General features: G+C 70.8%; 21 protein-coding genes and 2 pseudogenes. 9 read left to right on the top strand and 14 right to left on the bottom strand.

Going from position 1 to position 20,564, the window contains the following annotated elements; all coding sequences use genetic code 11:
• The first annotated feature begins 414 nt into the window (after positions 1 to 414).
• Positions 415 to 3,597 (top strand): S8 family peptidase, encoded by a 3,183-nt coding sequence (locus ACVNF4_RS17080; protein ID WP_461803670.1) that lies wholly within the window; start codon positions 415 to 417, stop codon positions 3,595 to 3,597.
• Here the strand turns inward: ACVNF4_RS17080 and ACVNF4_RS17075 are convergent.
• Together ACVNF4_RS17075 and ACVNF4_RS17070 are read right to left on the bottom strand one after the other, a co-directional pair.
• A complete protein-coding gene (locus ACVNF4_RS17075) occupies positions 3,582 to 4,658 on the bottom strand; it encodes a sensor histidine kinase (protein WP_461803669.1) in 1,077 nt (358 codons plus the stop codon). The genes ACVNF4_RS17080 and ACVNF4_RS17075 overlap by 16 nt on opposite strands.
• A complete protein-coding gene (locus tag ACVNF4_RS17070; RefSeq protein WP_461803668.1) occupies positions 4,651 to 5,322 on the bottom strand; it encodes a response regulator transcription factor in 672 nt (223 codons plus the stop codon). Before ACVNF4_RS17070 ends, ACVNF4_RS17075 begins: the two co-directional genes overlap by 8 nt.
• A gap of 86 nt (positions 5,323 to 5,408) precedes the next feature.
• Between ACVNF4_RS17070 and ACVNF4_RS17065 the strand changes: the two genes are divergently transcribed.
• Complete coding sequence (locus ACVNF4_RS17065; RefSeq protein ID WP_461803667.1) at positions 5,409 to 6,494, top strand: endonuclease/exonuclease/phosphatase family protein; 1,086 nt, start codon at positions 5,409 to 5,411, stop codon at positions 6,492 to 6,494.
• A gap of 6 nt (positions 6,495 to 6,500) precedes the next feature.
• Positions 6,501 to 6,772 (top strand): annotated as a pseudogene (locus tag ACVNF4_RS17060) (M15 family metallopeptidase domain-containing protein); the annotation flags it as partial.
• Here the strand turns inward: ACVNF4_RS17060 and ACVNF4_RS17055 are convergent.
• Both ACVNF4_RS17055 and ACVNF4_RS17050 read right to left on the bottom strand, forming a co-directional pair.
• Positions 6,769 to 7,857 (bottom strand): IS630 family transposase, encoded by a 1,089-nt coding sequence (locus tag ACVNF4_RS17055; RefSeq protein WP_461803666.1) that lies wholly within the window; start codon positions 7,855 to 7,857, stop codon positions 6,769 to 6,771. The pseudogene ACVNF4_RS17060 and the gene ACVNF4_RS17055 sit on opposite strands and share 4 nt — an antisense overlap.
• Before the next feature lie 164 nt (positions 7,858 to 8,021).
• A complete protein-coding gene (locus tag ACVNF4_RS17050; RefSeq protein ID WP_461803665.1) occupies positions 8,022 to 8,996 on the bottom strand; it encodes an NmrA/HSCARG family protein in 975 nt (324 codons plus the stop codon).
• A 140-nt stretch (positions 8,997 to 9,136) separates the two neighbouring features.
• Between ACVNF4_RS17050 and ACVNF4_RS17045 the strand changes: the two genes are divergently transcribed.
• Positions 9,137 to 9,322 carry a hypothetical protein gene (locus ACVNF4_RS17045; RefSeq protein ID WP_461803664.1) on the top strand — a complete coding sequence of 62 codons (186 nt, stop codon included), beginning with the start codon at positions 9,137 to 9,139 and terminating at the stop codon, positions 9,320 to 9,322.
• A gap of 7 nt (positions 9,323 to 9,329) precedes the next feature.
• On the opposite strand, the gene ACVNF4_RS17040 is transcribed toward ACVNF4_RS17045, so the two are convergent.
• Positions 9,330 to 9,662, bottom strand: a complete 333-nt coding sequence (locus ACVNF4_RS17040) for an ArsR/SmtB family transcription factor (protein WP_461803663.1) — start codon at positions 9,660 to 9,662, stop codon at positions 9,330 to 9,332.
• Between the two features lie 102 nt (positions 9,663 to 9,764).
• Between ACVNF4_RS17040 and ACVNF4_RS17035 the strand changes: the two genes are divergently transcribed.
• Positions 9,765 to 10,160, top strand: coding sequence for an ASCH domain-containing protein (locus tag ACVNF4_RS17035; protein ID WP_461803662.1), 396 nt, complete (start codon positions 9,765 to 9,767; stop codon positions 10,158 to 10,160).
• A 158-nt stretch (positions 10,161 to 10,318) separates the two neighbouring features.
• Positions 10,319 to 10,644: pseudogene (locus ACVNF4_RS17030) on the top strand (GNAT family N-acetyltransferase); the annotation flags it as partial.
• A gap of 4 nt (positions 10,645 to 10,648) precedes the next feature.
• On the opposite strand, the gene ACVNF4_RS17025 reads toward ACVNF4_RS17030, so the two are convergent.
• The 3 genes from ACVNF4_RS17025 to ACVNF4_RS17015 all read right to left on the bottom strand — a co-directional run bounded on the left by ACVNF4_RS17025 (position 10,649) and on the right by ACVNF4_RS17015 (position 13,120).
• Entirely contained in the window at positions 10,649 to 11,614 is a 966-nt protein-coding gene (locus tag ACVNF4_RS17025) for an NAD-dependent epimerase/dehydratase family protein (protein ID WP_461803661.1), read from the bottom strand.
• Between the two features lie 281 nt (positions 11,615 to 11,895).
• On the bottom strand, positions 11,896 to 12,420 hold the full coding sequence (locus tag ACVNF4_RS17020; RefSeq protein WP_461803672.1) for a PLAT/LH2 domain-containing protein: 525 nt from the start codon (positions 12,418 to 12,420) through the stop codon (positions 11,896 to 11,898).
• A 202-nt stretch (positions 12,421 to 12,622) separates the two neighbouring features.
• Positions 12,623 to 13,120, bottom strand: coding sequence for a hypothetical protein (locus ACVNF4_RS17015; protein ID WP_461803660.1), 498 nt, complete (start codon positions 13,118 to 13,120; stop codon positions 12,623 to 12,625).
• Between the two features lie 53 nt (positions 13,121 to 13,173).
• Between ACVNF4_RS17015 and ACVNF4_RS17010 the strand changes: the two genes are divergently transcribed.
• Positions 13,174 to 13,395 (top strand): hypothetical protein, encoded by a 222-nt coding sequence (locus tag ACVNF4_RS17010; RefSeq protein WP_461803659.1) that lies wholly within the window; start codon positions 13,174 to 13,176, stop codon positions 13,393 to 13,395.
• Between the two features lie 169 nt (positions 13,396 to 13,564).
• The gene (locus ACVNF4_RS17005; protein WP_461803671.1) at positions 13,565 to 14,557 is read left to right on the top strand and encodes a helix-turn-helix domain-containing protein; all 993 of its coding nucleotides are present in this window, start codon (positions 13,565 to 13,567) and stop codon (positions 14,555 to 14,557) included.
• Between the two features lie 385 nt (positions 14,558 to 14,942).
• Here ACVNF4_RS17005 and ACVNF4_RS17000 read toward each other — a convergent pair whose 3' ends face one another.
• From ACVNF4_RS17000 to ACVNF4_RS16985, 4 genes are all read right to left on the bottom strand, one after another.
• The gene (locus tag ACVNF4_RS17000) at positions 14,943 to 15,491 is read right to left on the bottom strand and encodes a CGNR zinc finger domain-containing protein (protein ID WP_461803658.1); all 549 of its coding nucleotides are present in this window, start codon (positions 15,489 to 15,491) and stop codon (positions 14,943 to 14,945) included.
• Between the two features lie 38 nt (positions 15,492 to 15,529).
• A complete protein-coding gene (locus tag ACVNF4_RS16995; RefSeq protein ID WP_461803657.1) occupies positions 15,530 to 15,718 on the bottom strand; it encodes a hypothetical protein in 189 nt (62 codons plus the stop codon).
• A gap of 19 nt (positions 15,719 to 15,737) precedes the next feature.
• Positions 15,738 to 16,733 (bottom strand): alpha/beta fold hydrolase, encoded by a 996-nt coding sequence (locus tag ACVNF4_RS16990; RefSeq protein ID WP_461803656.1) that lies wholly within the window; start codon positions 16,731 to 16,733, stop codon positions 15,738 to 15,740.
• Positions 16,734 to 16,888: 155 nt separating this feature from the next.
• Positions 16,889 to 18,058 carry an FAD-dependent oxidoreductase gene (locus ACVNF4_RS16985; protein ID WP_461803655.1) on the bottom strand — a complete coding sequence of 390 codons (1,170 nt, stop codon included), beginning with the start codon at positions 18,056 to 18,058 and terminating at the stop codon, positions 16,889 to 16,891.
• Between the two features lie 194 nt (positions 18,059 to 18,252).
• Here ACVNF4_RS16985 and ACVNF4_RS16980 point away from each other — a divergent pair, with 194 nt between their 5' ends.
• The gene (locus ACVNF4_RS16980) at positions 18,253 to 19,425 is read left to right on the top strand and encodes an alpha/beta hydrolase family protein (protein ID WP_461803654.1); all 1,173 of its coding nucleotides are present in this window, start codon (positions 18,253 to 18,255) and stop codon (positions 19,423 to 19,425) included.
• Between the two features lie 15 nt (positions 19,426 to 19,440).
• Here the strand turns inward: ACVNF4_RS16980 and ACVNF4_RS16975 are convergent, their stop codons facing one another.
• Complete coding sequence (locus ACVNF4_RS16975; RefSeq protein ID WP_461803653.1) at positions 19,441 to 19,851, bottom strand: HIT family protein; 411 nt, start codon at positions 19,849 to 19,851, stop codon at positions 19,441 to 19,443.
• 12 nt (positions 19,852 to 19,863) lie between these two features.
• A complete protein-coding gene (locus ACVNF4_RS16970; protein ID WP_461803652.1) occupies positions 19,864 to 20,424 on the bottom strand; it encodes a CAP family protein in 561 nt (186 codons plus the stop codon).
• Positions 20,425 to 20,564: the final 140 nt, after the last annotated feature.

Here is a 20,564-nt window from a genome sequence, read left to right as displayed (position 1 = left end):
GCGGCGCACCAGCACCGGCATCGACACGGAGACCACCACACGCCGGACGGCGTCCGGCCGCACGTCCACCTGCGGCGCACGTTTCTTCTGGGACGTACCGACTACAGACCCCACGACACAACCACCTAGGCATCGGGCCGTCACGACGGCCAAGCCCGCAGAGGACCTGAACCGGCGGACGAACGTTTCGGCAAGCTCAGCTCTTGAACGGCGGTCGCCCACCGCGGACACGCCGACCGCACCCGCCGCACGCCGGGTTCACCCATGGGGGTCCCCGGGCGACGCCATACGGCCTGCACCGCTCACTTGAAAGTTTGAGCAGCCTTTGACGCCGAATGCCTTACGGATTTGACGAGTTGCCGCCAATGATCATCGGCGACGGCCGTCCCGCAGCCCCCACCAGCGGAGTTCCCCATGCACGACAACAGAAGACACGGCACCAGAAGAAGGGCGGCGCTCGCGGGCGCGATCCTGCTGGGAGCCCTCCCCTTCGGCGCCCCACCCGCCCAGGCGTCCGGCACCGTCCCGAGCGGCCCCGCGCAACGCGTCATCGTCGTCATGCGCCACCAGTTCACCGGCCTCCCGGTCCGGCCGCGCGCCGCCGACGACGAACAGGCGTCCGTCGTCGCCCGGTTGAGGCAGAGCGGCGCCACCCGCGTCGACGGCATGAGCCTGATCAACGCCGTCTCGGCCACCCTGAAGCCGGACGCCATAGCCCGAATACGCGGCGACCGTGACGTGGCCGCGGTCGTGCCGGACCTCCCGATACGCCTCCCCGGCACGCACGCCGCCACCGCGGCCACCACCACCCCGGGCACCGGCACCTGCTCCCGGCAGCCCGCCCTCGAACCCGAGGCCCTCCAGCTCACGCACACCGACGCCGCGCACCGCACCGCCACCGGCAAGGGCGTGAAGGTCGCCTTCTTCGCCGAGGGCATGGACGCGGACAACCCCGAGTTCGTCCGCCCCGACGGCACCCATGTGGTCACCGACCGTCAGGACTTCAGCGGCGACGGCGTCGACGCCCCCACCGGCGGCGGCGAGGCGTTCGGCGACGCGAGTGCCATCGCCGCGCAGGGCAGCCGTACCTACGACCTGTCCGAGCAGTTGCCGTACGCCAAGCTGCCCAAGGGCTGCACGTTCCGGATCCGCGGGTTCGCGCCCGGCGCCCAGTTGATGGACCTGAAGGTGTTCGGCGAGCACTCCTGGGCCTCCGGGTTCATCCGGGCCATCGAGTACGCGGTGGACCACCACGCCGACGTCCTCAGCCAGTCCTTCGGCTCGAACACCTACCCCGACGCGGCCACCGACCCCATCCGGCTGGCCGACGACGCCGCGATCGCCGCCGGGGTGACGGTGGTCGCCTCCAGCGGCGACTCGGGGACGTCCGGCACGGTCGGCTCACCGGCCAGTGACCCGAAGGTGATCGGCGTGGGCGCCACCACGTCGTTCCGGCTGGTGGCGCAGGGCTTCGGCTACCCGAGGTGGACGAGCGACAACATCACCGCGCTGTCCTCCGGCGGCCCGACCCCGGGCGACAAGCTGGTCGACCTGGTGGCCCCCGGCATGGCCGGACTGTCCGCCTGCACGCACGCCCCGCGCTGGAGCGACTGCGCCCTGGCCACCCAGGTGTTCGGCGGCACCAGCCAGTCGGCGCCGTTCGTGGCCGGCGCGGCGGCCGACGTCATCCAGGCGTACAAGGAGACGCACGGCGGGCAGCGGCCCGCACCGGACCTCGTCAAGCGGCTCCTGACCGGCACCGCGAAGGACCTGCGCGCCCCCGCCGCCGAGCAGGGCGCGGGACTCCTCGACACCGTCTCGGCCGTCCGCGCGGCACGGTCGAGCGGCGCCGCACTGATCCCGTCCACGGGCCAGTTGAACGTCATCGGCAAGCCGGGGAGCACGCAGGACACGGCTGTCTCCCTGACCAACACCGCCGCCCGCCCGCAGCGGGTCACCCTGACCTCCCGCACGGTCGGCGCCCAGACCTTCGGCGACCGGCGCGAGGTCACCGTCGGCGCACCGCTCGCCGGGGACGACCGCGAAGGTGTGCTCGCCGCGCGGCCGTTCACCGTCCGGGTCCCCGAGGGCACCCCGCTGCTGGACGCCGAGATGGTGTGGCCCGGCACCGCGGACTCCGGGAAGCTCGCGCTGGTCCTGGTCGATCCGCGGGGACGGCTGACGCAGGTCAGCTACGACTACGACGGCACCGGCAAGAACAGCAACTATCAGCACGTCGACGTCCACGACCCGCTGCCCGGCGCCTGGACGGTCAAGGTGGTGTGGAACAACGGGCGGATGCACCTCCAGGACAAGCCGCTGAAGCCGGGCGGCTACCGGGGCCCGGTCACCGTCCGCCTGACCGGTCACCGGTACACCTCCGCCGGGGTGCCGGAGCAGACGCGGGTGGTCCCGGCGGGCGGCACCGCCCGGTTCCCCGTGCGGGTCCCGCTGCCGCGTGCGGCCGGTGACGCGCCGTTCTCCCTCCAGTTCGCGTCCGACGCCGGTACCCGGCTGTCCCTCCCGGTGGCCCGCAGGACGCTGGTCCCCGTCGGCACGTCCTTCGCCGCCACCGTCACCGGCGGGGTGGGCCGGGACGTCGGCCAGACCAGCGCCTTCTACCTGGACGTGCCGGCGGGCAGGCGCGGTCTGACCGTCGACCTCACGGCCGGGGACCCCGCAGCGGCCCTGGTCTACTACCTGATCAGCCCCGACGGGCAGGTCCTCGCCCGTGACACCGACCGCACGGCGGAGGAGCACAGCGTTCCGGCGAAGTTCGCGAGCCTCACCGTGAACCGTCCGGCCGCCGGGCGCTGGACCCTGATCGTCGCGCTGCCCGACGCCGTCAGCGGCAAGGTGTTCAGCCAGCAGGTCACCGGGAAGGTCCGCTTCGACGCGGTGACGGCGTCGGCCCCGGGTCTGCCCTCCGGCCCGTCCCGCGTCCTCAGGCGCGGCAGCTCGCTCACCGTCCCGGTCCGGGTGACCAACTCCGGTTCGTCCGCGCGGAACTACTTCCTCGACCCGCGGCTCGACACCCCGGCCGAGATCGGCGTCGCCCAGTTCGGCGCGGACCAGTCGGGGACGGCGAAGATCGACGGGGGCGGCCCGACCTGGAACGTGCCCTCGCACACCACCCGGCTGACCGCCACGGCGAGCGCCGGCCACCCGGTCGACCTGGACGTCTACCCCTGGACCGGCGCCCCCGGGGTGTTCGGGCGGCCCGGCGAGGGCGGCACCACGGTCGCCACCGCCCTCGCCGGCCAACTGGCCTCCGGACAGTGGACCACCGACGTCACCGACCGGGGTCCCTTCCCGGACAAGCCCGCCGGGACGGGCACCGCGAAGGTCACGCTCACCGCCACGACCCAGGCGTTCGACCCGGCGGCGAAAGCCTCCACCGGTGACTACTGGGACCTGAACGCCGACTTCGACAGCGTCCGGGCGGCTCCCGGCAGGACGGCGACGATGCACCTGACTCTCACACCGACCGCGCCCGCCGGCACGGTCGTCCACGGAACCGTCTACATCGACACCGACTCGGCGCTCGGGGAAGGCTCCGAGCTCATCGGGATCCCGTACACCTACACCGTGGGCTGAACCCCGGGGAGTTCGACCACGACGCGCAGGCCGCCCTCGGCTCGCGGTGCGAGGGTGAGCCTGCCGTCGTGCGCCTGCGTGATCGTGGCGACGAGGGCCAGGCCGAGGCCCACGCCCGCGTGGCCGGAGTGGACGCGTTCGGTGCCGCGCTGGAAGGGTTCGGTGAGGGTGGCGACGAGGTCGGGGGTGAGGTGTTCGCCGGTGTTCTCGACGGTGAGCAGGACGGTGTGGGGGCGGACGGCGGTGTGGACGCGGACGGCGCCGTGCGCGGGGAGGTTGTGGACGATCGCGTTCTGGACGAGGTTGGTGACGAGCTGGAGGAGGAGCGCCGGTGAGCCGGTCGCCGGGGTGATGTCGCCGGTCGTCTCCAGGGTGACGCCGTGGCGTTCCGCGAGGGGGAGCAGGGTCTCGGCGGCCTCTTCCGCGAGGAGGGACAGGTCGACAGGTTCCGGGGTGAACGTCTTCTGTTCGGCGCGGGCGAGCAGGAGCAGCGCCTCGGTGAGGTCGATGGCCCGGGTGTTGACGGTGTGGAGGCGGTCGAGGACGGCCGCCGGGTCGTGGCCGGGGTCCGAACGGGCCACGTCGATCAGGGACTTGGAGACGGCCAGCGGGGTGCGCAGCTCGTGGGAGGCGTTGGCGGCGAACCTGCGCTGGGCGGCGACGTGCGCTTCGAGGCGGACGAGCATCGTGTCGAACGCGTCGGCGAGTTCCCTGAACTCGTCGGCGCGGCCCGGCAGTCCGACGCGGTGCGACAGCGAGCCGTTCGCGGCCAGCCGGGTGGCGTGCGTGATGCGGTTCAGCGGGGCGAGCATCCGCCCGGCGAGGAACCAGCCGCCGACGAGGCCGAACACCAGCAGGAACAGCAGGGTGACGGCGCCGACGGGGGCGAAGGCGCGGACGACGGAGAGCCGGTAGTCCTGCGCGAAGATGATCCCGACGTGATTCACACGCGTCAGGAAGAACCAGCCGGCGACGAGCATGATGCCGCCCGCCAGCAGCAGGAACCCCGTGTAGCTGAGGGTGAGTTTGAGGCGGAGGCTCGGTCCGGGTTCCCTATCCACGCTCCTCTCCCCCGATCCGGTACCCGACCCCCGGCACGGTCACGATGAGCCATGGTTCCCCGAGCCGCTTGCGCAGCGCCGAGACGGTGATGCGCACGGCGTTGGTGAACGGGTCGGCGTTCTCGTCCCACGCCCGCGCCAGCAGTTCTTCCGCGCTGACGACGCCTCCCTCGGCGGCGACGAGGACTTCGAGGACGGCGAACTGTTTCCGGGTGAGCGCGACGTACCGGCCGTCGCGGTGGACCTCCCGGCGGAACGGGTCGAGGCGCAGGCCCGCGATCTCCCGGACGGGCGGCCTGCTGTGGGCACGCCTGCGGTCGAGTGCTCTCAGGCGCATGACGAGTTCGCGCAGGTCGAAGGGTTTCGTGAGGTAGTCGTCGGCGCCGAGTCCGAACCCGGACGCCTTGTCGTCGAGGCGGTCGGCGGCGGTCAGCATGAGGATGGGGGTGCCGCTGCCGGAGGCGACGATCCGGCGGGCGACCTCGTCGCCGGAGGGGCCGGGGATGTCGCGGTCGAGGACGGCGATGTCGTAGGTGTTGACGCCGAGCAGCTCCAGGGCGGTGTCGCCGTCCCCCGCGAGGTCGGCCGCGATCGCCTCCAGCCGCAGGCCGTCTCGGATGGCTTCCGCCAGGTAGGGCTCGTCCTCGACGATCAAGACACGCATGGGTCAAGGCTACGAGCCGGTGCGTATCGTCCGCGTATCGAGAAGCGCATACGCCCTGGCAACAGGGGGGCGTGTCGGCTGACGACATGACTCGAACAGGGGACGGCGCTCCCTCGCAGGTGCACGTGCAGGTGCAGGTCCCGTCGGCACGGGAGGACCCCGCACCCGTCACCCCCGAGAGCCCGCGCGCAGTCCACCCCCTCCTCCGCCCCGCCCTGTGGCGCCGTGGCCCCGTGCTCGTCGTGGCCGCGCTCGCGCTGGGCCTGCTCATGCCGCTGCACGCGCAGCTGCCCGACCTGGCCGGGACCGGCAGTCTGGTGGAGACGTTCCTGCCGTGGTCCGGCCTCGGTGTGCCGGTGCTACTGGTGGCCGCGCTGTGGCGGCGCTCCCCCTCGGCACTGGTCGCGCTGCTGTTGCCGGTGACGGTGTGGCTGAGCCTCTTCGGGGGGCTGCTCGGGGACCGGTCCCGGTCGGGCGGTGACCTCACGCTGGTCAGCCACAATGTCAGCGCCGAGAACCGGGACCCGGCGGGCACGGCGCGCGCTCTGGCCCGGTCCGGCGCGCAGGTGCTCGCGCTGGAGGAGATCACCGCGCAGGCGCGGGGCGTCTACGAGCGGGAGTTGGCGGCGGCGTACCCGTACCACTCGGTGCTGGGGACGGTCGGCGTGTGGAGCAGGCTGCCGCTGTCGGACACCCGGCCGGTCGACATCCAGCAGGACGCCGGTCCGCTGGGCGCCGGCAAGTCGGCCGCCGAGAAGCTCCCCGCCAACCGGGCCCTGCGCACCACGGTGACGACGAGCCACGGCCCGCTCACGGTGTACGTGGTCCACCTGGGGTCCGTCCGGGTGACCCCCCAGGGCTTCGCGACGGCCTCCCGGGACCGCAACGTCCAGGCGCTCGGCAGCGTCCTCGCCGCCGAGCGCAGTGAGCGGGTCGTCCTGCTCGGCGACCTGAACGGCACCCTGGACGACCGCGTCTTCACCGGCATCACCGCCCGGCTGCGCTCGGTCCAGGACGTGGCGGGCAAGGGCTTCGGCTTCAGCTGGCCGGCGGCGTTCCCGGTCGCCCGGATCGACCAGATCCTGACGCGCGGCGTGGACCCGAGAAGCGCGTGGCTGCTGCCGCGGACGGGCAGCGACCATCTCCCGGTGGCGGCGCGCGTCGGCTGGTGAACGCCCCAGTACGCCGCCTGGGACAACTTCACCGGCCTGCCCGTGGACGGCTGTCTCGCCAACCGGATCGTCGGCACCACCGCCCCCAGCGCGCGGTCGGCCACTTCCTGCGCTGGTCGCGGCAGCCGGAGGACGGCCGCACGAAGGCCCGCCACTGCCCGGACATCGACAGAACCGAGATGTTCACCTGCGGCTACGTGGCCGCCCGCTCGGCCCACAGCCGGGGCAGCACCGACGAGCCGTACCCCGACACCTACTTCGACTTCCCCATCGCCTAGTATCCTGAGTCATTAATTCGTGTGCAGTATGCGGCGAGGGTGTTGAGTATGTCGTCGGCGGTCTTCGTCCAGACGAACGGCCTGGGGTTCTTGTTCCACTCGTTGATCCAGCCGCGGATGTCCCGTTCGAGTTCGACGACGCTTCGGTGGGCCGAGCGGCGGAGTTTGCGGCAGGTCAGCTCGGCGAACCAGCGTTCGACGAGGTTGAGCCAGGACGCCGAGGTAGGGGTGAAGTGCAGGTGGAAGCGGGGGTGTCTGAGCAGCCACTTCTTGACCGGCTCGGTCTTGTGGGTGGCGTAGTTGTCCAGGATCAGGTGGAGTTCGAGGTTCTTGGGGACGGCGGCGTCGATGACCTTCAGGAAGCGGAGGAACTCCTGGTGGCGGTGGCGGCGGTAGTGCTGGGCGATGACCGAGCCGGAGACGATGTCCAGGGCGGCGAACAGGCTGGTCGTGCCGTGCCGGACGTAGTCGTGGGTCATCTTCGCCGGCGTGGTCGGTGCCATCGGCAGCACCGGTTGAGTTCGGTCCAGGGCCTGTATCTGCGACTTCTCGTCCACCGCGAGGACCAGGGCGTTCTCCGGCGGAGACAGGTAAATACCCACCACGTCACGGACCTTGGTCACGAACTGCGGGTCGGTCGACAGCTTCCACGTCTCCACAATGTGTGGCTTGAGGCCGAACGCCCGCCAGATCCGCGAGACGGCCGACTGCGACATGCCCGCCGCCCCGGCCATCGAGCGCGTCGACCAGTGCGAATCACCCGTCGGTGGCGCCTGGCCGAGCGTCCTGGCGACCAGGGCTTCGACCTGCTCGTCCGTGATCTTCCGCGGGGCTCCCGGACGCGGCCGGTCCACCAGACCTTCCAGCCGGTCCGCGGCGAACCGGGACCGCCACTTGCGCACCGTCTCCCGCGAGACCCCCAGGTCATCCGCGACCTGCGCGTTCGGCAGGCCCTCCGCGCATGCCAGCACGATCCTCGACCGCAACACCAGCGCCTGCGAGGCGGTCTGCTTGCGCAACCAGCCCCGCAGCACCCGGCGTTCGTGATCGGACAACTCCAGCGGCAACGGCTTCGGGCCAGGCATCACCCCACCCTACAACCGCAAGCGAACTAACGACTCAGGACACTAGACAGTCCAGATCATCGCAGGTGAGAGGCACCCTTCTGCTGTCGGGACACCAGGTCGCATTCTCGGCTTAATACACGAGGTTGACGGATCACCGCGAGAACGCCTCATTTGTTGACATGTCACCCGCCGAACTTCGCCGCGTTCTCCGCCAGCCACGCGTCGAAGCTCCGCAGCTCGGGGTTCAGCTCCCGCAGTCGGGCCAGGTCGCGCGCGCCGGTGAACTCCCGCTCGAAGTCGCCGTAGTACTGGAACATGTTGCCGATCTCGTCCCCGGCGGGGATCCCGAGGGAGCGGAACACGTCGTACGGGACGGACTCGAAGCGCACGGGCTCGCCGAACACCGTGGAGAGCTTCTCGGCGTACTGGGCGCCGGTGAGGTGGTCGCCCGCGAGGCTGACGGTCTCGCCGATGTACCGCTCGCCGCCCTTGAGGAGGGCGAGGGCCGTGCGGCCGATGTCGGCGGCGTCCACGCCGGCGAGGAGCTTGCCGTCGGCCAGCGGGAGGGCGAGGGTGAGGACGCCGTCGTCGGCGCGCTTGGGGCCGAACGCGTCCAGGAAGCCCTGGAAGTAGTAGGTGGTGTTGAGGAAGGTCGTCGGGACACCGGCGTCGGTGAAGAGGCGGTTGGCCGCGCCCTTCGCGTCGAAGTGGGGCACGTTGTACTCGCCCTGGAGCACCGGCATCCGCTCGTCCGACAGCGGCAGCAGCTCGCGGGTGTCCTCCAGTGTCGACCAGACGACGTGCTGGAGTCCGGCCGCCTTCGCCGCCCTGACCAGCACCTCGGCCTCGGCGGTCTCGGTGGCCGCCGACATGTGCGCCCAGAAGTTGGTCACCAGGAACGCCCCGTACGCCCCCTCGAACGCCTCCCGCACGCTCGCCTCGTCGGCGAAGTCGGCCCGTACGACCTCGGCGCCCAGCTCCGCCAGCTCCTTCGCGGCCGGCGCCTCGGGGTCGCGGGTCAGCGCGCGGACCGCGAACCCGGACTCCGGGTCGGCCAGCACCGCCCGCGCGAACCCGCCGCCCTGCGCACCCGTGGCTCCGGCGACCGCGATGACCTTCTTGGCGTTCATGGTGCCCTCCGAGGAGTTGTAGTTCACGCTTCAACTAGAACCCTAGAACCATCAAGGTGACGCGTCAACCACATCGCGGACCGGAACCGGTACGATGCGGCGAGTTGCCATCCTCAGCAATTCGGCAACTCACCGACCACACAGGTCACGTCAGGAAGGGGGGCCTGGTGAGCGGTTTCGCCGAGGCGCTGCGTGAACGGGTCCGAGCGGCACGCGAACGGCTCGCGGCGGCGCTCCGCGAGGACGACGCGTACGAAACCGCCGTCGCTCAGGACGAGTTGGACGACGCCCTGCGCATCGCCCGCGCCCATGGCGTGGAGACCGGGGAGGACCCCGAGACGCCGGAGGACTGACGGCCCCTCACGCGCCGCGCGACTGGAGGTCCGCCAGGAGTTCCGCCTGGCCGGCGAGGACGCCGGAGAGGATCACGCGGGCGACCCGCAGGAGTTCGGCGACGTCGGGGCTGGTCAGGGAGTAGTGGACGGTCGAGCCCTCTTTGCGGCTGACCACGAGGTTCGCGCGGCGCAGCACCGCCAACTGCTGGGACAGGTGGGCGGGTTCGATGCCGACCTCAGGGAGCATCTCGGCCACGGAGTGCTCGCGCTCGCTGAGGAGTTCCAGGACGCGGATCCGGGCGGGATGCCCGAGCGTCTTGAAGAACTCGGCCTTCAGCTGATACAGCGGCGTACTCAACGGCCCCCCACCTCCCGTGTCCGCCCACGCGTCACGACCACGCATGGTAACAACAATGGCGGGTGCCGATTCCGGCATCCGCCGAAAGGAAGGGGAACCGCGATGGCGTGGCCCAGGATCGACGGCCTGCGGACCATGGAACTCGGCACACCGGACGACCTGCGCGTCCGCCTCAACTCCCTGGCCCTGTCCGGGGAGAAGACCGCGACGACCGGCCTGTTCGACGACTACGCCCGGGAGGGCGAGACCCTGGAGACCGTCGGTGAGCGCCTCGCCCTCGTGGACCCCGAGGGCCGCCCGGCCGGCACGATCGAGATCACCGGCGTCCGCGTCCTGCCCTTCGCCGAGGTCCCCTGGGAGCACGCCGCCGCCGAGGGCGAGGGCGACGCCTCCCTGGAGGAGTGGCGCGCTACGCACCGCGGCTACTGGGAGGGGCTGGGCACGCGTGTCGACGACACCACCCTCGTCGCCTGCCTCACCTTCCGCCTCGCACCCTGACATCCGTCAGGACCACCCGGGCCGCTCCTCTCCCCAGGGTTCGAGGCGTCTTCGAACCCCGAAGCAGGAAAGGCCGGTCCATACGCACAATCCTCCGCGGCGTCGCCGCACTCACCCTCGGCACCGCCGCCGCCCTCACCGGCACGAGCCAGGCCCAGGCCGACGGTGTCGTCGAGCTGGGCGCGGCGGACGTCCCGGAGATGCTGGACCTCGTCGAGCGGACCCGCCCGGGGCCGTTCTGGAAGCGGACGGTCGATCTCGGCACGTACCTCGGTGTCCGGGACGGCGGCGCGCTGGTGGCGATGGCCGGGGAGCGGCTCCGTCCGCCCGTCTGGTCGACGCCCTCGCCGCGCGTGTCCTCGCCCGGGGTGAACGGCCTTTCCTGCACGTCGCCGAGGCGAACACCGGCGCCCGCGCCCTGTACGAACGCCTCGGCTTCACGACCCGCAGGCAGGTGACGTTCCGGGGTTTCCGCACCCCGTGACTCGTCAGACGACGAGCGGCCCCGCCACTTCCAGTTCACCGTGCTCGACGAGCCACCGCACGGATTCCAGGCATGCCTCCTCCGGCTCGTACCGGGGGGTGTAGCCGAGGATCGTCCTGGCCTTCTCGATGCTGAAGCAGTGGCTGCGGCGGAGGTGCTCCCAGCTCGTGTCGCCGAGTTCCGGGGTGGTGGAGTCGCGGAACTCCTCCCAGCCGACCGGCTCCAGGGTGGCGGTCTTCCCGAACCAGCCGGCGGCGATCTCGGCGTAGCCGCGGACGTTCAGGGCGGTGGGGGCGGTGACGAGGAACCCCTCCCCCGCCGCCGCGTCCCGGTGTGCGACGGCCAGCTCGAAGCTCTGCGCGACGTCGTCGGCGTGGACGTGGTGCATGAACTCGGAGCCGCTGCCGGGGGCCCGCAGGGGGCGCCCGGCCGAGAGGGTGGCCCACACCTCGGGGTCGAGGTTGCCGAGCGGGCCGATCGGGTGCCAGCCGGGGCCGACGATGTGCCCGGGGTGCAGGGACGTCGTCACCAGCCCCCCGGACGCGGTCTCCTCCGCCAGCATCCGCGCGATGCGGTCCTTCTGGATCCCGTACTCCCCCTCGGCGGCCGTCCCTGTCTCCTCGGAGATCGGCGCCCTGAGGCTCGGCCCGTAACGCCAGATGGACCCGCAGTGCACCAGATGCCCGGTCTCACCCCGGAGCCGCTCGACGAGCGCGGTGGCCGACTCCAGGGTGAAGCAGAGGAGGTCGACGACGGCGTCCGCGCCCAACTTCGCGATCCGGTCCGGGAATTCGGGGTCGTCCCGATCGGCGACGACCTGCCGCACCTGCTCCCACTCGGGAGCACCGACGTACGCTCCCCTGCTCCCCCGGCTGACGCTGACCACCTCGTACCCGGCCCTGACCAGCCGGGGCACGAGGAAGGTGCCGATGTGTCCGCTGCCTCCGATGACGACCACGCGCATGCTCATGGGCTCCACAGTAGATCGGCCTCGCCCGAGCTGACTCTGTCAGGGATCTTGGAGTTTCCCGGTGCGGCAGCAAAATCGACGGGCATGCTCGTGTGGTTTCCGCCGACCGATAGAGCTGTCGAGGTGATGGGCTGTGGTGCGACGAGGACTTCGCCGACTGGTACCCCGGCACAAGAGCCCGGCCGCCCCTCTCACCGTGACCACGCCACAACGACTCGCCGCGATCGCCGGGCACGACCCATCCGTCCCGTAATCCCCACCAGGTCGGAAGGTAATGGTGCTCAGGCGCGTGAAAGGTTCACCTCGGTCTTCTTGTCATCTTCGTCCGTGGCGAGCCACCGGTTGCAGGGGAACTTGGGGTGGTCGCCATTGACGTCGATCGTGACCTTGTTCAGGTACCAGCCAGGTTTCTCACCGCTGTTGTCGTGGCGGATGTTGATGCGCTGGACTCGGCCGACGTCGGGGAGACCGAGAGTGAAGCGATCGGTCTTGCCGCGCTCGAAGTTGTTTTCGGAGTTGTCGAGTTTGATCGGTCCTGCGACACCCCTGGCGCCGTAGATGGTGATGTAGACGTTCGCGTCGGTGCCGGCACCCGACCTGTCGCCGGTGTACACGGAAATGCGGTACTGGTATTCCGCCACACCGATCCCTTTGTGCAGAAGAACGGATGGCGTGTCCTGTCGCCCGGAATACACGTGGTCCGATCCGATGCCGGATGTGCCGCCGGCAGCGGCGATTCCCGAGGTCGCCATGATGGCGGCGGAGGCAAGTGCCATCGCGCCTGCGGCGAAACGACCGATACGCATGCTCAAGGCATACTCCTTTCGGCTGGTGATGTGGATACGCCCCGTACCTTTTCCTTATTTCGTCGGCGGGGTCATCACCATCCTGCCGGTGTACAGCATGAGGTGTCGTTAGCGATGGGTCCTCAGTTGGCTTGGAGATACGTCTACTCGGACTGACGTGAGCGCGTGGTTCCGGTGGTCACTGAGGTTTCCTCAATGAAGATCACTTCCAGATTTTGTCGAGGACGAGGGCGGCGCGGGTGATGTCGCCGATCCGGCTGGGGCCGATGGTGACGTGCTTGAGTGCGCGCCGGCGTTCCTTGAGTTCGGCGGCGGTGCGCTCGCCGAGGGCTCGGACGCCTCTGATCAGGGAATTTGTGGTACGTGTGTCGATGTGGAGGACCTGTTCGGAGCGGCCCTTGGCGGCGGCCTTGTACAGGGCGGGCAGGGCGTGGATGCGGGCGGCGGTGATGTCGGGGGTGGGGCCGGGTTCGGCGTCCGAGACCCACAAGGGGGCGCCGTCCGGGGCGGACAGGAACTGGATGTTGCCGCCGAACGCCTGGTGTTTCCGGCTGAACCACAGGTCGTTGCCGTTGTCGCGGACGCCCGCGAGGGGGTCCGACTCGATGAGGGTGCCGTCCAGGACGACGTGCGTCATGCCTTCGTGCAGGTAGCGGTAGCCGGTGGCCCGGGAGACACCGATGTCGCAGGCCCGATCCATGCCGCTCCGCCCGCCCCATGGAGATCATTTCGCTGAGAAAACCTCATTGGTTGATGTCCGCCTCCGACATGCTCCAGGACAACGATCCGGACCACCAAGAGAAGACCATCAAGTCCAACGAGCCGCCGGCGAACTGCCTCATTCTTCATACCTCCGTGGACATCACGAAGGCGGTGAACGACTTCATCGACGAGAGGCGGGAGGATCCGGTGGACCTGGCCTCCGTCACCCCGTACATCACCAGCAAAACCCGCCGCTTCGGGATCGTCGGCTGACCGGCGAGTGTACGAGCCCGCGATCCGGCCATCCTCAGCACAGGCCACCGCTCCTCGTGTGGACCCCATCCCGCCAGGGAACTCAACATGTACGCATCCGCACCAGGTGTGCTCTTGCGCATAGCCAGCGATGCAAAGCATGCCGATCAAGGACCCGCAGGGGAAAGAAATGCTGATCGAGACGGCTTTCTGTACACGGGATGTCCTCGCGCCTGACAGGTTCTCCTGTTGGCGCGAGCACATCTCCAAGGCGCACGTACCGATGGACGTCGACGGTGACCGCACAGCGGACACCACGGCGTCGCTGCGCATCCTGGCGCTGGGAGTCGTACAACTGTGGACGATGGAACACTCACCGATCACACTGCGGCGAACGCGGAAGCTGATCCAGCAGTCCGACCCCGAGCTCTACCATCTCTCGCTCAACCTGCGCGGGACGATGGGGCTCTCCAGCTCCGGTTACGAGGCCGAATACGAACCGTACGACCTGGTTCTCCACGACACCTCACGGCCCCACCTCATACGGGCGATCACCAGCCACCGCGAGGACACCATTCTGGGAACAGGGCTGTTCATCCCCCGGAAACTGCTGCCCCTGTCGGACAACGCGATCGACTCACTGATCATGCGGCGATTATCGGGGCGTGAGGGTATCGGGGCGCTGCTCGCCCAGTTCCTCACCCAGGTGAACCGGGACGCCGGCTCCTACCGGCCCGACGACGGACCCCGACTGGGAACCGTAGCGGCAGACCTGCTGTCGGCACTGTTCGCCCATGCGCTCGACGCCGGCAACTCGCTCCCACCGGAGAGCCACCAACAGGGCCTGGTTCTACGCATCCGGGCCTACATCCAGGCGAATCTGCATAACCCACAACTAACCCCGCGCACCATCGCAGCCGCACACAACATGTCCACCAGCTACCTTCACCGCATCTTCCAGCAGGAAGACGAAACGGTCGCGGCCTTGATCCGCAACCAGCGCCTGCAACGAGCCTGCCACGACCTCGCCGACCCGGCTCAGCGCACCACACCCATCCACACCATCGCCGCCCGCTGGGGCTTCCCCCGCGCTGCCGACTTCACCCGAGTCTTCCGCACCGCCTACGGCATGCCCCCCAAGGAACACCGCCACCAAGCCCAGTGCATTGCCATCGCCGAGTAGACGCGTTGCCGAGCGGGTGTGCACTCAGCGAGCCTCCGCCAACTTGAAGCCGCCGGTCAAAGGGCTGGTGTGGCCAGTTCTCGGGATGCTCAGGCTGGTCGTCGGCGGCTGTCTGCGGAGTAGATCATTTGGCGGGGTTGTCTCGGTGGCGGATCAAGCGTCAGGACAAGTTTCAGGGCCCAGGCGGTGAGGCGACGACACCGCCGGGCGGCTTGTGCGGGCCGACGCCGGACGACGCACCGTCTCCCCGACGCGAACAACCGCATTGACGAAACCTCCAGGCAAAAACGACTCAGGCGGCAGGTGGGACCGTGTCGAGGCGTGGACCGGGCGGCCTCTGGGCGGTAGCACTCCGGTCACCTCGGTCGACGTGCTCTGCTGATGTTCAGGCGGTGGTCTTCTTCCGCGCCCGGTACGCCGCCGCCTTGATCTTGTTGCCGCAGGACTCCATGCCGCACCACTGCCGGCGCGTCCCCCGCGAGCGGTCGATGTAGGTGCGGGTGCACTCCGGGTTCCCGCACTCCTTGAGCAGCGGGACGTCCGGGCCGCTGAGCAGCTCGACGGCCCGGCGGGCGATCAGGGAGAGCGCCTCTCGCGGTGTCGCCTGCGTCCAGCGGCCGGAGGGGGTGAGCTGCGGGACGGCGGCCGGCTCGCGGGCCGCGTTGTTGACGACCGTCAGCGCCGAGCCGTCGTACTCTTCGCCGAGGCGCCGCGCGGTCACGAGGCGGTAGATCGCCTCCCGCACGGCCTTCGCCTGCTCGACGTCGCTCTCCTCGCCCGGGGAGACCGCGTCGACGACACCGGACTCGACGTACCAGGCGGTGAGCCGGTCCGGGGTCACGAACATCTCGAAGCGGAGGGTGCGGCGGGCGCGGAGGGTCGCGGCGAAGTCGAGCGCCGGGTTTCCGCAGACGAACGAGTGAGCTAGGTTCACGTCACCATTCTGTACGGTGACGGGTGGGTCGGCAAGGTTCAGAGCCCGAGGTCGAGGGCGAGGCAGGCGAGGGTGCGGTTGTCGGGGTCGTAGGCGAAGCGGGCCGGGTCCTGCGGGGCGGCGGGGCGCTCCTCGACGAGGTCGGCGTGGGCGACACGCTCCGGGAGCTTGCCGAACCTCGCGTGGCGGAGTGCGGCGGCGGTGTCCTGGGCGGGCTGCTGTTCCATGGTGCTGCTCCTGTTCCGGTCAGAGGCGGTGTGCGTCGAGGACGGCCCGGGCGAAGGCGGCCGGGGCTTCCTGGGGGAGGTTGTGGCCGACGTCGGGGAGGGTGCGGTGGACGTAGGGGCCGGTGAAGCGGTCCCGGTAGGACATGCCGTCGCCGGGGGCGGTGAAGGGGTCGCGTCCGGGGTCGAGGGTGATGGCGGGGACGCCGATCGTGGGGCGGGTGGCGAGGCGCTTCTCCAGGGCGTCGTAGCGGTGTTCGCCGTCCGCGAGGCTCAGGCGCCAGCGGTAGTTGTGCAGGACGATCGCGGGGTGGTCGGGGTTGTCGAAGGCTGCCGCCGTGCGGTCGAAGGTGGCGTCGTCGAAGTCCCAGGTCGGGGAGACGGTCTCCCAGACGAACCGGGCGAGGTCGCGGCGGAGGCTGCGGTCCTCCAGGGCGAGCCGGCCGCGTTCGGTGGCGAAGTAGTACTGGTACCACCAGGTGTGTTCGGTGCGTGGCGGCAGGGGTTTGAGGTTGGCCGCGCGGTCGACGACGAGGTAGCCGCTCACCGAGACGAGCGCCTCGCAGCGTTCGGGCCACAGAGCGGCGACGATGTCGGCGGCCCGCGAGCCCCAGTCGAACCCGGCGAGCACCGCCCGCTCGATCTTCAGGGCGTCCATCAGGGCGAGGACGTCCACGGCGAGAGCGGACTGCTGGCCGTTGCGCGGCGTCCGGTCGGACAGGAAGCGGGTCGTGCCGTGGCCGCGCAGGTAGGGGACGATCACCCGGTAGCCCTCCGCCGCGAGGAGCGGGGCGGCCTCGGCGTAGCTGTGGATGTCGTAGGGCCAGCCGTGCAGCAGGATCGCGGCGGGGCCGTGCGCGGGACCGAGTTCGGCGTATCCGATGTCCAGGAGACCGGCTCTGACCTGCTTGATGTGCGGGAAGCCGGGGGAGGCGGCGGATGCCTTCTGGACGCCGGTGAGTGAGACGGCGACCGCTCCCGCCCCCGCGGCCTTGGTGAAGGTACGCCTGCCGATCATGTGGAGATCCCTTCGCGCTGGGTCGGTGACACACGAGTATCGTCACCGGTTTAACCGGTGACGTCAACAGGGTCACCGGAATTGCCGCACCGGGACATGCGTGAAGCCCCCGACAGGCAGGGCCCGTCGGGGGCTTCGAGGTGGGCGGTTCCGGGTCAGCCCACCGGGAATCCGCTGATGTCCGCCTCCCAGTCCAGCAGTTCCGCGAGGGTCTCGTCGCCGGGGCGGGTCTTGCCGACGGGACGGCCGTTCGCATCGGTCCCGGTGTACGTGCCGCGTGACATCGCCCCGCTGGTGACGATGTTGTGCTCGACGCGGGGGCGGCGCAGCGACTCGTAGCGGGCGAGGGCCGGCTCCGTGCCGGGGAGGTCGCGCAGGCACTTCGCGAGGACGACGGCGTCCTCCAGGGCCATCGAGGCGCCCTGGCCGGTCGCGGGCGACGCCGCGTGGGCCGCGTCCCCGAGGAGCAGGGCGCGGCCGGAGCGCCAGGGCATGCCGACGGGGAGTTCCGTGGCGTTGGTGACCATGAGCCGGCCGGGGGTACCGGCGACGAGGTCGGCGGCGGGGGTGGGGTCCTTGCGCAGGAGGGGGACGAGGAGGTCGCGCCAGCCTGCGGGGGTACCGTCGGCGATCGCCTGCGCGGTGAGGGGGTCGCCGCCGACGCGGGCGAACCAGTAGGTCTCGCCGTCCGGTGAGCAGGCGAAACCGAACGCGGCCTCGCTGCCGCGGACCATGGTGATGCAGTCGGTGTCGGTGGCCGGTGCGACGTCGCGGGTGTAGCCGTAGAAGACGTGCTGGCCGGAGTAGCCCGGCCGCACGCCGGGGGCGACCGTGTCCCGGACGACCGAGCCCAGTCCGTCGGCGCCGAGCAGCAGGTCGCCGGTGGCGGTGGAGCCGTCGGCGAAGTGGGCGGTGATCCCGTCGGGCCCCTCCTCGACGCGGGTCAGCCGGGCGCCGTACCGCACCGCGATCCCCCGCCGGACGGCCTCCCGCTGGAGGGCGACGGCGAACTCGCCCCGGCGCAGGCAGCGGAAGTTCAGCGCCGGGTCCCGGGCCTCGCCCATCGGCGCGTGGGCGGACTGCGCGCCCGACGGTTCCAGGAGGCGGATCGCCCGCAGCGGGAACCCGAGCGCGGTGACGGCGTCGGTGGCGCCGATCTCCCGCAGCGCGCGCATCCCGTTGCTGGCCAGCGTGAGGAACGCGCCGAGGTCCTCCGCCGCGTCCGGATGCGCCTCGTACACCTCCACGTCCACGCCCGCCCGGTCCAGCGCCAGCGCCGCCCCCGCGCCCGCGATCCCGCCTCCGACGATCAATACTCGCGTCACCGCTCCACACTCCACTCGTCCCACGGCCCCGCGCTCTCGGGCCCGGCGTTCCCGGGGGTGAATCGCCCCTGCCCGTACATGTTTTCACGCCGGGCGCGGCGAAGGCCGGTACCCGGCCGGGGCCTGATGTCTGTCACCGAACGTGATGACAGACGTCATGCGCACCGGCCCCGAACGCCTCCGATACTCGGATCATGACTGCTGATCACGGAAAACCCACCCGGCGCAGGCTGCTGATCGCCGGTGGCGGCGTGGCCCTGGCCGCACTGTCGACGGCGTCCCCCGCGTCGGCGCTCACAGGCCGACTCCCGCCGCTGCGGCTGGTGTTGCCCCGGCCGACGGGGCGGCACGCGATCGGGACCCGGTCCCTGCGGCTCGTGGACCGCTCCCGGCGGGATCCCTGGGTGCCGTCGAAGGCCGTGCGGGAGTTCATGGTCCAGGTCTGGTACCCCGCCGCGCGGGCCGGGCGGCGCCTCGCGCCGTGGATGACGGCGGGGGCGGCACGGGAGTTCCAGAAGGCGGGGTTGCTGCCCGCCGGGTACGTGACCCTGCCGATGTCGCACGCCGTGCCGGACGCGCCCGCGTGGACGGGGGGCGGGCGCCTGCCGGTGGTCCTCTACTCCCACGGGCACGGACAGCACCGCACGTCGAGCCTGTCGCTCGTCGAGGATCTCGCCAGTCACGGGTACGTGGTCGTCACGATCGACCACACCTACGACGCCGGGCAGGTCGAATTCCCGGGCGGACGCGTCGAGTTGTACGGGATGCCGCAGCTGACCGACGACCTGCCGGAGGACGAGACGCGGCGCATCGTGGAGCGGGCCCTGCGGGTCCGGGTGGACGACGTCCGGTACGTGCTGGGGGTGTTGGAGCGGGTGGCCGGGCCCGTCGACCGCTCGCGGGTCGCGATGTTCGGTCATTCGCTGGGCGGGGCGACCACCGCGACGGCGATGAGCGAGGGGCTGCCGGTGCGGGCGGGGGTGAATCTCGACGGGAGCCTGTTCGGCGACGTCGTCTCACGGGGCGTGGACCGGCCGTTGCTGCTCGTCGGGGCCGACCAGGACGACGACCCGACGTGGCTGAAGGCGTGGCCGGGGCTGCGGGGGTGGCGCCGGTTCGTCCGGCTGACGGGGTCGAAGCACTTCTCGTTCACCGACTACGTCGCCCTGCTCCCCCAGGTCGCCGAGCGGATCGGCGCGACACCTGAGCAACTCGCCTCATTCGTCGGCGCGTTGGAGTCGAGCCGTTCGCTGTCGCTGCAACGGGAGCTGCTCCTCGCCTTCTTCGGCCTGCACCTGTGCGGACGCCCCGCGCCCGTCCTCGACGGACCCGGTCCGGGCCACCCGGAACTCGTGTTCCGGCCGTGACCCGGGTACCGGGACCTACACGTAGCCCAGCTCCCGCAGGGCCGTGCGGATCCGGTCGGCCGCGTCGTCCAGCTTGGTCTCGTCCTTCTCCACTTCGGCCCTGCTGAAGTCGAAGTCGCCCATGCCCCAGACGGGGGCGACGTGGATGTGCAGGTGGGGGACCTCGAAGCCGGCGACGATCAGGGCGGCCCGGGGAGCGTCCCACGCCTGCTGGACCGCGCGGCCGATCTTCTGCGCCACGGACACGCAGTGGGCGAGGAGTTCGCCGTCCGCGTCGGTCCAGCGGTCGACCTCCTGCCGGGGCACGACGAGGGTGTGGCCCGGGGTGAGGGGGGCGATGCTGAGGAACGCGGCGGTCTGCTCGTCCTCCCAGACGAAACGTCCGGGGAGTTCGCCGTCGAGGATGCGGGTGAAGAGAGTGGACATGGGGTCAGTGTGTCACCGGGGCGGCAGGACGTTCTCCGCGTACCGGCCGGCGACGTTGCCGTACGGGTCGTAGTCGACGACGACGTACGTCTTGCCGTTCGTCCGCGCCATGCCGACGCCGATGCGGGCGGAGGACTTCCACACCAGCTGGCTGAACAGGCCCCAGTTCTTGAAGGTGGCCATGTCGGGTTCGCCGCCGTAGTAGGTGTAGGCGCGGACCTGGTTGTACCAGCCGTCGACGACGTCGGTCGCGGTCGGGGCCGTGCCGTCCGAGCGCCAGGTGTAGTGGAGGTTCTCGCCGTACTTGTTGTGCGGGCGGTGCTCGAACTGCCCGGTCCTGGCGATCTGGTCGGCCCACTCCTGGGCCCAGGCGCTGATCGTCGGGTCGAGGGTGAGTGCGGGGACGCCGTGGTGGGCGCGGTGGTAGTTGCTGCGGTCCAGCACCTGCTGGTCGAAGGTCAGGTCCCCCGAGGCGCGGGGCGCGGCGGGGGCGGCGAGGGTGAGGGTGGCGGCCGTGGCCAGCAGGGTGCTGAGGGCGCAGCGGACGGCGGAGCGGCGGGTCATCGTTCTCATGCCGCCGTAACGATCATCGTGGGGTGCGGGTCACCCGTCGGCGGCGAGCCTCCCCCGGGTGCGCCGGAGCAGCCGCCGTACGAGGACCGGCACGAACCCGGCCGCGGCGCTCACCGTGAGCGCCGCTTCGCGGTGACGAG

The organism is Streptomyces sp. S6 (assembly GCF_054880855.1).
The sequence above is the reverse complement of the archived record's forward strand: the minus strand, read 5'-3'. Positions and strand labels throughout refer to the sequence as shown.